At 66.9% G+C, this 13,113-nt stretch carries 8 protein-coding genes; 6 read left to right on the top strand and 2 right to left on the bottom strand.

Annotation, left to right across the window (positions count from 1 at the left end; genetic code table 11):
* Positions 1–4: 4 nt before the first annotated feature.
* From JQ603_RS35020 to JQ603_RS35010, 3 genes are all read left to right on the top strand, one after another.
* The gene (locus tag JQ603_RS35020; RefSeq protein ID WP_212347230.1) at positions 5–676 is read left to right on the top strand and encodes an OmpA family protein; all 672 of its coding nucleotides are present in this window, start codon (positions 5–7) and stop codon (positions 674–676) included.
* 158 nt (positions 677–834) lie between these two features.
* Complete coding sequence (locus tag JQ603_RS35015) at positions 835–1,764, top strand: efflux RND transporter periplasmic adaptor subunit (protein WP_212347227.1); 930 nt, start codon at positions 835–837, stop codon at positions 1,762–1,764.
* Positions 1,764–4,907, top strand: coding sequence for an efflux RND transporter permease subunit (locus JQ603_RS35010; RefSeq protein WP_212347224.1), 3,144 nt, complete (start codon positions 1,764–1,766; stop codon positions 4,905–4,907). Before JQ603_RS35015 ends, JQ603_RS35010 begins: the two co-directional genes overlap by 1 nt.
* A gap of 86 nt (positions 4,908–4,993) precedes the next feature.
* Here the strand turns inward: JQ603_RS35010 and JQ603_RS35005 are convergent, their stop codons facing one another.
* Positions 4,994–5,668 (bottom strand): Crp/Fnr family transcriptional regulator, encoded by a 675-nt coding sequence (locus JQ603_RS35005; RefSeq protein ID WP_212347221.1) that lies wholly within the window; start codon positions 5,666–5,668, stop codon positions 4,994–4,996.
* A gap of 235 nt (positions 5,669–5,903) precedes the next feature.
* On the opposite strand from JQ603_RS35005, the gene JQ603_RS35000 reads away from it, so the two are divergent.
* The 3 genes from JQ603_RS35000 to JQ603_RS34990 all read left to right on the top strand — a co-directional run bounded on the left by JQ603_RS35000 (position 5,904) and on the right by JQ603_RS34990 (position 11,754).
* Complete coding sequence (locus JQ603_RS35000) at positions 5,904–7,967, top strand: AsmA family protein (protein WP_212347217.1); 2,064 nt, start codon at positions 5,904–5,906, stop codon at positions 7,965–7,967.
* A 210-nt stretch (positions 7,968–8,177) separates the two neighbouring features.
* Positions 8,178–10,625, top strand: a complete 2,448-nt coding sequence (locus tag JQ603_RS34995) for an adenylate/guanylate cyclase domain-containing protein (RefSeq protein ID WP_212347215.1) — start codon at positions 8,178–8,180, stop codon at positions 10,623–10,625.
* Positions 10,626–10,887: 262 nt separating this feature from the next.
* A complete protein-coding gene (locus tag JQ603_RS34990; protein ID WP_212347212.1) occupies positions 10,888–11,754 on the top strand; it encodes a hypothetical protein in 867 nt (288 codons plus the stop codon).
* On the opposite strand, the gene JQ603_RS34985 is transcribed toward JQ603_RS34990, so the two are convergent.
* Complete coding sequence (locus JQ603_RS34985; protein WP_212347553.1) at positions 11,755–13,023, bottom strand: Spy/CpxP family protein refolding chaperone; 1,269 nt, start codon at positions 13,021–13,023, stop codon at positions 11,755–11,757.
* Positions 13,024–13,113 lie beyond the last annotated feature (90 nt).

Genomic DNA, 13,113 nt, shown 5'->3' with positions numbered 1-13,113 from the left:
AGCTATGAGATTGGCTGCAAAGGGACTGACCGCAATCCTGTCCATCTTGGCCATCGGCGCGACACTGTCGCTGCCGGCCGCCCCCGCCTTCTCCGCCGATGACGGCAACAGCAAGAACGTCACCGAGGACGAGATCCTTCGCGCGCTGGCGCCGCCGGCGAAGAAGCCGCTGACCCGCGGCCTGTCGATGGCCCCGCAGGCCGATCCCGCGCCGAACGCGGCGGAGACCAAGCTGATCCAGTCCGTGCGCGGCCGCTCCACGCGCTCGCTGTCGTCGACCGAGCGCGAGGAGATCGCCTCAGTCGCCAAGGACAAGCCGAACATCGATCTCGAGATCACCTTCGACTACAACTCGGCCAATATCAGCGCCAAGTCGATGCCCTCGGTGCAGGCGCTCGGCCGCGCGCTGACCAGCCCCGACCTGAAAGGCTCGACCTTCGTGGTCGCCGGCCACACCGACGCCGCCGGCGGCGAGGCCTACAACCAGGACCTGTCGGAGCGCCGCGCGGATTCGATCAAGCGCTACCTGGTCGAGAAGTACAGCATCTCGGCGACCGACCTCGTCACCGTCGGCTATGGCAAGAGCAAGCTGAAGGATCCGAGCCAGCCCATGGCCGAGGTCAACCGCCGCGTGCAGGTGGTCAACATGGAAAACAAGACCACGGCCTCGAAGTAGGCGCGACGTAATCCTTTGCAGTGACCCGTCGTGATGTGGTGTAAAGTCTCGCGTCCAAAGCGCGTCCCGCAGCCTTGCGGGACGCTGCTTTATTTCAGGGAAATGCTCTTCATGGGCCTCGTGCGGACGGCCGTGAGCCAGGCCAGGATGATCCGGCGATGAACCTCTCCGAATACCTCAAGCCAGCCGGAACCGTGGCCTTCGTGGTGGCCCTCGGCGTCGGCTATTATCTGTTCGAGCATCGCCGCCGCCCCGAGGCGAAGGAGACGCCGAGCACGGCGCTCGTCATCGTGACGAAGTCGACCAATGCCTGCTTCTCCGATCTCGTCCGGGTGACCGGCTTCTTCGTGCCGCGCCGCGAGGCGGTGGTCGTTGCCGACCAGGAAGGCTCCAGGGTCACCGACGTCTTCGTCACTGAAGGTACTCTGGTCACCGACAACCAGGAGCTGGCGCGCCTGACCGCGCCGCCGCAGATTCCGGGCCAGCCGCAGCGTCCGGGACCGCAAGGCCCCATTTCGCTGAAGGCGCCTGCGCCGGGTCTCGTCACCGAGGTGCGCACCATCGTCGGCGCGCCCGCGTCCCCGCAGGCCGGGCCGATGTTCCGCATCGCCGTCAACAACGAGATCGAGCTCGACGCTCAGGTTCCGGCGGTCCACATGACCAAGCTCAGCCCCGGCGCGACCGTGCGCATCAGCCGCGACGACGCGCCCGATCTGATCGGACGGGTGCGGCTGGTCGCGCCCGAGATCGACCGCACCACGCAGCTCGGCCGCGTCCGCATCAGCGTCACCAACAATCCCTCGCTGAAGGTCGGCGTGTTCGCCCGCGCCTCGATCGACGCCAAGCGAAGCTGCGGCGTCGCGGTCCCCAAGACCGCGATCGACCATCTCACCGTGCAGGTCGTCAAGGGCAACACGGTCGAGACGCGCAAGGTGCGGGTCGGACTGTCGTCCGACACCGCGACGGAAATCCTGGAAGGGCTCGAGGTCGGCGAAATCGTCGTGGCCGACGCCGGCTCTTCGCTCCATGACGGCGACCAGATCAAGACCATGTTCGCCGATGAACTCGATCGCACGCGGGTACGCTGATGGCTCTCAATATTTCGGCATGGTCGATCCGTCATCCGCTGCCGTCGGTCGTCTTTTCGATCATCCTTCTGGTGCTCGGCTGGACCTCCTTCGTGAAGCTCGCGGTGACGCGGCTGCCTTCGGCCGACATTCCCGTGATCTCGGTCGCGGTGTCGCAGTTCGGCGCGGCGCCCGCCGAGCTTGAATCCCAGGTCACCAAGACCATCGAAGACGCGGTCTCCGGCGTCGAAGGCGTCAGGCACATCACCTCGCAGATCACCGACGGCCTGTCGCTGACCACCATCCAGTTCGCGCTGGAGACCAACACCGACCGCGCGCTCAACGACGTCAAGGACGCGGTGACGCGCGTGCGCTCGAACCTGCCGCAGAACGTCACCGAGCCGCTGATCCAGCGCGTCGACGTGATCGGCCTGCCGATCGTCACCTATGCCGCGATCTCGCCCGGCAAGACGCCGGAGCAGCTGTCCTATTTCGTCGACGACGTGGTCAAGCGCGCGCTGCAGGGCGTGCGCGGCGTCGCCCAGGTCGAGCGCATCGGCGGTGTCGAGCGCGAGATCCTGGTCTCGCTCGATCCCGACCGCCTGCAGGCGATGGGGCTGACCGCGGTCAATGTCAGCCAGAGCCTGCGCGGCACCAATGTCGACGTCGCCGGCGGCCGCGCCGAAATCGGCAAGAACGACCAGGCGATCCGCACGCTCGCCGGCGCCAAGACGCTGAGCGATCTCGCCGGCACCATGGTTCCACTGTTCGGCGGCGGCGAGGTGCGGCTCGACGATCTCGGCACCGTCACCGACACCATCGCCGACCGCCGCACCTTCGCCCGCTTCAATGGCGAGCCGGTGGTCGCGCTCGGCATCAAGCGCTCCAAGGGCGCCAGCGACGTGAAGGTCGCCGCTGCCGTGCAGAAGCGCATCGACGCGCTCAAGGCGGCCTATCCCGACGTCGACCTCAAGCTGATCGACACCTCGGTCGAATACACCAACGGCAATTACGAAGCGGCGATCTCCACCCTGTTCGAGGGCGCCATCCTCGCCGTCGTCATCGTGCTGCTGTTCCTGCGCGATCTGCGCGCCACCATCATCGCCGCGATCTCGCTGCCGCTGTCGATCTTCCCGGCGTTCTGGGCGATGGACCTGCTCGGCTTCTCGCTGAACCTCGTCAGCTTCCTCGCCATCACGCTGTCGACGGGTATTCTCGTCGACGACGCCATCGTCGAGATCGAGAACATCGTCCGGCACATGAACATGGGCAAATCGCCCTACCGTGCCGCGCTGGAAGCGGCCGACGAGATCGGCCTCGCGGTGATCGCGATCTCGCTCACCATCATCGCGATCTTCGCGCCGGCGAGCTTCATGTCGGGTATCGCCGGACAGTTCTTCAAGCAGTTCGGCATCACCGTCTCGGTGCAGGTATTCTTCTCGCTGCTCGCCGCGCGCTTCGTCACGCCGGTGCTGGCCGCCTACTTCCTCAAGCATGGCCATCACGAGGAGCCGCCGCCCGGCCGCATCTTGCGATCCTATCATCGGATCGTCGCCTGGTCGGTGAAGCACTATTTCATCACGGTGCTGATCGGCTTCGGCATCTTCGCCGCCTCGATCTGGAGCATCACGCTGCTGCCGCAGGGCTTCCTGCCCGCGCAGGACAGCGCGCGCTCGCTGCTGGCGCTCGAGCTGCCGCCCGGCACCCAGCTCGCCTACACCGAGAAGGTCACCGAGGACATCGTCGCGCGGCTGCGCAAGCGGCCGGAGGTGAAGAGCATCTTCGTCGACGGCGGCCGCGTTCCACCCGGCACCCAGGAAGTCCGGCGCGCCGCCCTGATCATCAACTACACGCCCAAGGCCGATCGCGACATCACCCAGCGCGAGCTGGAATTCTCGATCAGCCAGGAGCTGGAGAACATTCCGGACATCCGTTTCTGGTTCCTCGACGAGAACGGCCTGCGCGCGATCTCGCTGGTCGTGACCGGCGTCGACGCCAACATCGTCAACAACGTCGCCAGCGAGCTCGCGACGCAGATGAAGCGGATTCCGACCATCTCCAACGTGATCTCGGAGACCACGCTGGAGCGGCCCGAGCTGCGCATCGAGCCGCGCGCCGATCTCGCCGCACGCCTCGGTGTCTCCACCGAAAGCCTGTCGCAGACCATCCGCGTCGCCACCATCGGCGACGTCGGGCCCGCGCTCGCGAAGTTCGACGTCGGCGACCGCCTGGTGCCGATCCGCGTGCAGCTCGAGGACGCCGCGCGCGGCAATCTGAAGACGCTCGAGCAATTGCGCGTGCCGCTCGGCGAGCGCGGCGAGAAGGGCGGCGTGCCGCTCTCGGTGATCGCCGACGTCAAGCTCGACCAGGGCCCGACCAGCATCAACCGCTACGACCGCGAGCGGCAGGCGACCGTCGCGGCCGACCTCGTCGGCTCCGCCGCGCTCGGCGACGCCACCAAGAAGATCTACGACCTGCCCGTGATGAAGACCTTGCCGAAGAGCGTGAAGGTCTCACCCTCGGGCGACGCCGAAAGCCTGAACGAGCTATCCGACGGCTTTGCCACCGCGATCACGGCGGGCCTGATGATGGTCTATGCGGTGCTGGTGCTGCTGTTCGGCACCTTCCTGCAGCCGATCACCATCCTGTTCTCGCTGCCGCTCTCGATCGGCGGCGCGATCGCGGCCCTGCTGATCACCGGCAAGCAGCTTACGACACCGGTGTGGATCGGCATCCTGATGCTGATGGGCATCGTCACCAAGAACGCGATCATGCTGGTGGAGTTCGCGATCGAAGCGATCCGCGACGGCAAGCCGCGTGAGGAGGCCATGATCGACGCCGGCATGAAGCGTGCCCGCCCGATCGTGATGACCACGATCGCCATGGCCGCCGGCATGATGCCGAGCGCGCTCGCGGTCGGTGCCGGCGGCGAGTTCCGCTCGCCGATGGCGCTCGCCGTGATCGGCGGCCTGATCTTCTCGACTATCCTGTCGCTGGTGTTCGTGCCCGCGATGTTCATGGTGATGGACGACCTCGGCGCCCTGATCTGGCGCTTCGGCAAGCGGCTGATCGTGCACAGCGAGGACGCGGAGACCGGCGACCATCACGGAGCTGCGCCTGCGGGACCGGCGCCGAAGAACATCGTGCACCCAGCGGCGGAGTAGGCTTCGCACGATGGGCGGCCATGTGCCGCCCGTGCCCGCGGTCTGAGTTACTGACGTTGCATTACGTGCGAAGCAGCCTGGCCGCCCTACTCGTTCCGCGCGATCGCGGTCAGCTTGGTCATGTTCCGCAGCAGGATCCGGCCGCGCTGGAGATCGAGGATTGCGTCCTTGCGCCAGGCCTGGAGCTGGCGGTTGACGCTCTCGCGGGCGGCGCCGACGAAGACGCCGAGCTGCTCCTGCGAGATGTGCACCTCGGAGCCGAAATCGGCGGCGAGCGCGCAGAGCCGCCGCGCCAGGCGCACCGGCAGCGGCTGCAGCATGGATTCTTCCATGCGCTCGCTCTGCCAGCGGATGCGCTGGCACAGCAGGGCAATGATCTTGATCGCGACCTTGGGCTCGCGCTCGAGGAAGCCGAGAAAGTCTTCGCGCCGCAGTACGAACAATTCGCTGACCTCGCCCGCGGTCGCATCCGCAGTACGGTTCTGGCCGTCCAGCACCGCGACCTCGCCGAACAGGTCGCCCGGCCCCATGAAATTCAGCGTCAGCCGGCTGCCGTCGGAGGCGCCGGTCTCGATGCGGACCTGGCCGCGGCGCACCCCGAACAGCGCGTCCCCGGGATCGCCCTTCTGGAACAGCACCTCGCCATTCGCCAGATGCTGGGTGTGGCAGAGATTGGACAGCCGCTGGAGCTCGTCCGCGCCGAGATCGGCGAACATCGGGTTCATCTTCAGGATGACCGCAAATTCGGCCTGTTTGCTCATTTCAACGTCCTTGTGAATTTGCGTGTCAATTTCACCGGCAAATCGCTTGGAACCATCGTCTTCAGGATCGCGTAAAACCGCGCCGGAGAAGTGTGTCATAAGTCACATAACTTTGCAGCACCCCCTGACTATTTTTGACCGCTTGGAGCCGCTTCCCGTCCGGGGATAAACTCACGCGCAAGGGACGGGTGAGCGGCCGGATTCGGCGCCGTTGGTCCGTCGTTGGAAAGTCGACATGAGAGCAGTGAAATTCGCCGGCGCCGCGGTCGCCGCTATCATCATCGTGATCGCGCTTCTGCTCGTGGTCGGAATCCCCTCGGGCTTCCTGACCTCGACGATTGCCTCGCGCGTCGAGAGCGCGACCGGCTACCGCCTGTCGATCGACGGCACCACGAAGATCAGCCTGTGGCCGACGCTGAACGTCACGCTGAACGACCTCACGCTCCAGGACCCCAAGGACCGCAGCGGCATCACGCGTCTGACGGTGGACAGCGTGCAGGCCGACATGTCGCTCTCCAGCGTGTGGTCGGGAACCCCTGAGATCAGAGAGCTCGTCGTCACCCATCCCGTGCTCTATCAGCCGCTGCTGCGTGAGCGCCTGCCGAACGCCGGCGCCGCGTCGAAGCCGATCGCGCTCGACACCGCCGGGGCGACCATCAACCGCATCAAGGTCACGGACGGCGAGGTCGCATTCGCGCGCGTGCGCGACCGCGTCGAGGGCCGCATCAGTGCCATCAACGCCGACGCCGTCGTCGGCCGCGATCGCAAGGTCGACATCACCGGCACCGCGCGGGTCGGCGATCATCCGACCAAGTTCGACATCAAGGCGACGGCGCCGACGCCGCCGGCCGAGCGGCCGACCATTCCGGTGGATTTCGCCATCGACATGCCTGACGTGCTGAAGTCCCAGCTCACCGGCCACGCCGAGATGCGGCTCAACGGCGACGTCGTGATGATCAACGGCGTGAGCGGCAAGCTCGGCGACGGCGCCTTCAACGGCTGGGCTTCGGTCGACATCGCGAGCAAGCCGCTGGTCAAGGTCGATCTCGATTTCCAGCGCCTCGCGATCCCGCTGGCGAAAACACCTGATGGTGCGTCGGGACAGCCCTGGAGCAATGCGCCGATCGACGTGTCCGGGCTCAATTACGTCGATGCGCAAGTGAGGATCTCCGCGAGCGAGGCCGTGATCGGCGATGCGCGCATCGCGCCGCTGGCGCTCGACGCAAAGCTCGCCGGCGGCGTGCTGAAGGCCGGCACCGCCAATCTCGGCGCCTATGGCGGGCAGGTCTCGGGCGAGGTGATCCTGGATGCGACCACCGGCGCGCCGAGTTTTGCCATGCATTCCGACCTCGTCGGCGTGCGCGCGCTGCCGCTGCTCCAGGGGCTCGCCGAATTCGACCGGATCGACGGCAAGCTGCAGGCCAAGCTCGCCTTGCGCAGCGCCGGCACCAGCCAGCGCGCGCTGATGGCCAACATGCAGGGCACGGCCTTCGTCAATTTCCAGGACGGCGCCATCCGCGGCATCAATGTTGCGCAGATGATCCGCTCGCTGACGACCGGCACGCTGTCCGGCTGGCAAGGAAACCAGGACCCCAGCCAGGAGCAGAGCACGGATCTGTCGCAGCTCTCGGCCTCCTTCCGCATCGACAAGGGGCAGGCGGTGACGACCGATCTCAATCTGATCGGGCCGCTGGTGCGCGTCACCGGCGCAGGCACCATCGCGCTCGACACCAAGATGATGGGCTTTCGCGTCGAGCCCAAGCTGGTGATGACGACCGAGGGCCAGGGCCGCACCTCCGACCCGGTCGGCTTCGGCATCCCCGTGATGATCCAGGGCAGCTGGTCGCAGCCGAAGATCTACCCTGACATGGCCGGCATGCTCGACAATCCAGAGGCCGCCTACGCCAAGCTGCGCGAGATGGGCAAGGGCCTGTTCGGACCTGATGGCGCCGGGCTCGGCAATATTTTGGGAAGCCTGGGTCTCGGCGGCGCCACCGCGCCGGGCGGCAATGCAACCGGCAATACCAATCCGCAAGCGCAGCAACCGGGGCAGAACAATCTGCTCGGCGGCCCCTTGGGCGAGGCGATCGGCAATCTGATCCAGCAGGGGCTTTCCAGTGGCGCCGGAACAGGCACTAGCACCGCGACGGGCACCGGGCGCAGTCGCAGCCTGCCGGCAACGCCATCGACCCCGGCACCGCAGGCCTCGCCCACGCCCCCCGCCCAGGAGGAGCCGCCGGTGGCGCAGCAGGACAGCCAGCCGATGAATGACGTTCTGCGGCAGCTCTTCAATCGATGATGTCACGCCAATCCGCTTACATCGCCTTCCCCGTCCGCTGCTTCCTCCGAACGGATCAGTCTGCGACAATTCACCACCCTTCGGCCCGTCCCCGCGTCCACAACGGGTAACCACACCGGCGGTCCACCCGTCCGCCGGCCCAAATTGTGCTAGAAAGGCCATGGGCTGCACGGCCCGTAGCGCCAGCGTCGATGGCGCGAGAGGATCCGGATGGCTGGGGCGAACGACAAGACACGGTTTCTGCGCGAGGGCCTGTTCGCCAAATACGTCGTCTCCCTCGTCGGCCTCGTCGTGTTCGTGCTCGCCGTCAACGGCGCGATGGAGACCTGGATCTCCTATCGCGCCACCAAGACGCAGCTGACCGGCGGGCTGGAGGACAAGGCGCAGGGCGCCGCCCGGCGGATCGAACAGTCGATCTCCGAGCTGGAGCGCCAGATCAGCTGGGTGACGCGGGCGAGCCAGGACACGCTCGAGAAGCGCCGCGCCGACTACGCATCGCTCCTGCACCAGGTCTCGGTCGTCAGCCAGCTGTTCCAGCTCAACGGCGAGGGCCGCGAGGTGCTGCGCGTCTCGCGGCAGTCGACCACGACCGGCGGCAATGCCGACCTCTCCCGCGACATGCGCTTCACCGACACCGTCGCGCGCGGCGTCAGCTACGCGCCGGCCTGGTTCTCCGACCGGACGCCGTTCATGTCGATCTCGGTGGCGCATTCCGGCTTCAACGCCGGCGTCACCGTCGCCGAGATCGACCTCAGCTTCCTCTCCGACTTCCTCTCCGACGCCCAGGTCGGCAAGGCCGCCTTCGCCTATGTGGTCGACCCGCGCGGCCGCGTGCTGGCGACGTCCGCCAGAGGTCCCGATGTCGGCAAGGATTTGTCGAAGCTGCCGCAGGTGGCGGCCGCGATTTCGCCCGGCGGCGCGCCCGAGACGTCAGGCACCGACTTCAACGGTCATGCGGTGCTGACAGCTGCGAGCACCGTGCCGAAGCTCGGCTGGAACGTGATGTTCGAGCAGCCGACCACGCAGGCCTTGACGCCGATCCGCGACCAGCTGGTGCGCGTCGCGCTTCTGATCGGCATGGGCCTGATGGTCGCGATCCTCGCCGGCACGCTGCTGGCACGCCGCATGATCATCCCGATCACCGCATTGCGCGACGGTGCGCACAAGCTCGGCGAAGGCGATTTCAGCCATCGCATCGACGTGCACACCTCCGACGAGCTGGAAGACCTCGCCGGCCAGTTCAATCGCATGGCGACGCAGCTCCAGGAGACCTATTCAAACCTGGAGACCAAGGTCGAGGAGCGCACCCGCGATCTCGCGCAGTCGAACAACGAGCTCAAGGTGCTGGAAGAGGTCGGCCGCGCCGTCTCCTCCTCGCTCGATCTCAACGCCGTGCTGCCGACCATCGCCGCGCGCGCGATCGAGATCACCCATGCCGATGCAGTGCTGATCTACGGCTATGACGCCGAGGCGCGCCGCTTCAACCTGGTCGAGGCGGGCGGCATCGACAGATCGGCCGAGGGCGCCCATGTCACCATCGACGAGGGCGAGAACATCCTGAGCGATGCCGCCAGAAGCGGCGAGCCGATCGCGCTTGCCGATCTCGAGCATGCGGCCGGGCAGCCGCTGCGCGACGCCGCGATCGCGGCCGGCTTCCGCTCGGTGCTGGTGGTGCCGCTGGTCGACCAGCAGGGCACGCTCGGCGCGCTGGTGGTGCTGCGACGCGCCGGCGGCGAGTTCGCCGGCAGCCTCATCGGATTGATGCGCACCTTCGCCAACCAGGCGGTGCTGGCGATGCGCAATGCGCGTCTCTTCACCGAGGTCGATCACAAGAGCCACGCGCTGGAGGCGGCGAACGAGACCGTGCGCGCCCAGGCCGACAAGCTGCGCGTGCAGACCGAGCAGCTCAAGGACTGGAACAAGTCGCTGGAGGAGCGCGTCAAGACCCAGCTCGGCGAGATCGAGCGCATCCGCAAGCTCGAGCGTTTTCTGGCGCCGCAGGTGGCGCAGTTGATCGCCTCCTCCGACAGCCCCGAGGGGCTGCTCACCAGCCAGCGCCGCGAGGTCACGGTCGTGTTCTGCGACCTGCGCGGCTTCACCGCGTTCACGGAAGCGACCGAGCCGGAAGAGGCGATGAACGTGCTGCGCGAATATCACGCCGCGCTCGGCAAGCTGATCTTCAAATACGAAGGCACGCTCGACAAATATGCCGGCGACGGCGTGATGATCCTGTTCAACGCGCCGATCCAGTTCGAGGACCACACCCAGCGCGCGGTGAAGATGGCGGTGGAGATGCGCGACACCATCGGCCCGCTGACCGAGCGCTGGCGCAACCGCGGGCATAGCCTAGGGTTCGGCATCGGCATCGCGCTCGGCTATGCCACGCTCGGCCAAGTCGGCTTCGAGCAGCGGCTGGAATATGCCGCAATCGGCAGCGTCACCAACCTCGCCTCCCGCCTCTGCAGCGAGGCCAAGCCCAACCAGATCGTGGCCAGCCGCCGCGTCTACGGCATGGTCGAGCCCTGGGTCGAGGCCCGCGCGCTCGACGACCTCCAGCTCAAGGGCTTCAATCACCCCGTGCTGGCGATGGAGATCTTGAGCTGGCGCGAGGAGGTGGAGAACGTTGTGGATGCCGCGGCGGCACGGCGGAGGATGTGAGCGCAAGTGGCTAACGCCATAGACACGCGCCTCACACTCCACCGTCATGCCCCGGCTTGACCGGGGCATCCAGTACGCCGCAGCCTATCGATCAATCACTGCAGTCGCTGGAATACTGGATCGCCCGATTAAATCGGGCGATGACACCTCAGAGTGCAGCGCAGCTTCTACGATTCATCGGCGACGCCCAACGAACCACATCCCTTCTCCCCGCGACTAACCATCGCCTCAACGGCGAGGCGGATTTCGTGGGAGACGACCCGTGACGCTTGCCTTGCCTTCGCGCGCGTATGATTTGCAGATGCTGGACCGGCCCGCGGACCGTGCGCGCGACCAGGGCTGGGTTTATGGGCTGCCGCCGGGCATCAGCAGCGAGCAATGGCCGCTCGATCCCGTCACCGGCTATCCGCTGATGCACGGCTTCACGCTTCTGCTGCCGGAGGATTATCGCGTGCATGGCGAGGACATCGTCGCTGTCTCGTTCTTCGCCACCGCGCCCGATCATAATGACGGCGGCGCGCCTGATGATCCTGAAATCCGCGAGGCCGTGATGGCCCGGCCCACGCACCCGCGCCTGTCGCGCATGACCGACATTCTCGACTACGAATATGCCGCGCTGTTGCTGACCAGAACCGAATACGACGGCGCGTTCGCGACGCCGCCGGCGCCGCTTGCGCTGGCGACTGCCGACCGGCCGCGCTGGCTCGACGTCGGCGGTGCCAATGCGTTCTACGAGGCTGCCGCGCCTTACGCCAAGAAGATGTTTGCCGGCGCACCGCGCGCCGATCTCACCGAAACCCGCGCGATCGCGCTATCGCCGCGCGCGAGCGATCCCAATGCCGGCAAGGGCCCGCAGGACGAGTACACGCGCGAAAACCCGCCGACCGGCTATCAGCCCTATTACTACTATGTCGGCGGCGTACCGAGCCGCGACAATTTCCGCCTGCACGACTGGTGCAAGGACCACGCCCACAACCATCTCGGCGGCACCATGCGGCCCTGCCAGGCGGTGCCGGAGATGAGCCCGTTCTACGTCGAGTTCGAGGAATATTTCGGCGGCTACAATTTCGGCGGCGGCAACGCGCAGCTCGACTTCAAGGACATGAAGTTCGACTGGGCGTGCGGGTGATCACGCCCCCCGCTTCGGCCCGATCGCCTCGAAGCCCGCCTTCTGCTCATCGCTGAGATCGGCCTCGAAATCGTCGAGCGCATCGGTGACGCCGGTCACCTCTCGCAGCATCGTTGCCAGCCGTGCCTTCACGGCCGCGAGGCGGGCCAGCGGGGTCGCGGCGGCCTCTGCGGGGCAGGCGCTCAGCGTCTCCATGGTGCGCAGCGTGGTGTCCTGGAGCACCTCGAAGCGGGCGCGGGCGGTGTCGTCGAGGCGGAGCGTGGACGCAATGTCATCCGCAGGCCATTGCTGCTGCACGAGCTGCTCATACTGGCGCTGCGCCTTTTCGTCGTAGCGGGGATCGTAATCCGGCTGGCAAGCAGCAGTGGCCTGCGCGTCCTTGGGCTGGCGAGACGCCAGCGCAGCGCGACGATCGTTGGCGAGGGCATTGAGCCTGGCTTTCTGGTCGTCGCTGAGGAGACCGGCAAACTTCGCGAGCGGCGCTTCGATCGCATCCGTCGCCTTGATCATGGCCGCGATGCGCTCGCGCATCAGGCCGAGACGCTCCGATGCGGTCGCGGGCGCCTGCGCCGGACAGGCGGCGCGGATGGTGTCGCGCGCTGCATTCCAGGCAGCAGTGAGCTCGTCGAGCGCCGCGCGCTGCAACTCGTTGGGTGCCACAGTCGCGGCGATGCGATCGACGGGCAGGCCGGCGGTGTCGCTGGCGTCGCAAATGCTCTCGACCGAGGGGACCTTTCGCGCGCGCCTGCCCTGCGGCACGGTGTAGGCGGCAAGCTCGCCTGCCGCATAGGGCGAGAACAGCGCGGCATAGATGTCGCCATAGCCATAAAGCGAGATGCTAGTGGTATCGGCGAAGATGACCGCATTTGCGAGATCGTCATATGCGAACGGCCAGAACACCGGGCCGGCCCAGCCATAGCTGCCGTCGGGGTGGCGCCACCAGCCCTGCGGGCTGCGCCCACCGTGCCAGCCCGACAGCGCGGCTTGCGCCGTGAGTGCCGCCCGCAGGATGTAGGGATTGGCCGGCTGGCCACGCTCGGCGCCGCGCGGATCGTAACGAGGATCTTGCGACCTCAACGCGGCGGAGCGGTAGCGGCCGCCCCGCACCGCCATGCGGGCATGGCGCAATCGCGACAGGCCGATCACGTGACCGACGGCGAAACGGGCGACACCGAGCGGGCCGCCGCGCAATCCGAACTGTGCCTGCGCGCTATTCGGCAGTAGCACTGCCGCAATGACGAGAATCGCGCCGGCAAGCGCCAGTCCCATGCGTCCCGACCCGACCGCCGACTTGGCCACTGCCTGGCCCTCCTCCCGCACGACGCGCGCATTGCGTCTCACCCACAATGACGCGCAGGG

The sequence above is a fragment of the Bradyrhizobium liaoningense genome, assembly GCF_018130825.1.
Classification (GTDB): Bacteria; Pseudomonadota; Alphaproteobacteria; order Rhizobiales; family Xanthobacteraceae; genus Bradyrhizobium; species Bradyrhizobium liaoningense_B.
Note: the sequence above shows the minus strand (reverse complement) of the source record. Positions and strands in the feature narration are given on the sequence as shown.

Excerpts from the sequence above, each read along its gene's own strand:
- JQ603_RS34985 (WP_212347553.1), bottom strand. The coding sequence starts at position 13,023 with ATGGGACTGGCGCTTGCCGGCGCGATTCTCGTCATTGCGGCAGTGCTA.
- JQ603_RS35000 (WP_212347217.1), top strand. The coding sequence starts at position 5,904 with ATGAGAGCAGTGAAATTCGCCGGCGCCGCGGTCGCCGCTATCATCATC.
- JQ603_RS35020 (WP_212347230.1), top strand. The coding sequence starts at position 5 with ATGAGATTGGCTGCAAAGGGACTGACCGCAATCCTGTCCATCTTGGCC.
- JQ603_RS35015 (WP_212347227.1), top strand. The coding sequence starts at position 835 with ATGAACCTCTCCGAATACCTCAAGCCAGCCGGAACCGTGGCCTTCGTG.
- JQ603_RS34995 (WP_212347215.1), top strand. The coding sequence starts at position 8,178 with ATGGCTGGGGCGAACGACAAGACACGGTTTCTGCGCGAGGGCCTGTTC.
- JQ603_RS35005 (WP_212347221.1), bottom strand. The coding sequence starts at position 5,668 with ATGAGCAAACAGGCCGAATTTGCGGTCATCCTGAAGATGAACCCGATG.
- JQ603_RS35010 (WP_212347224.1), top strand. The coding sequence starts at position 1,764 with ATGGCTCTCAATATTTCGGCATGGTCGATCCGTCATCCGCTGCCGTCG.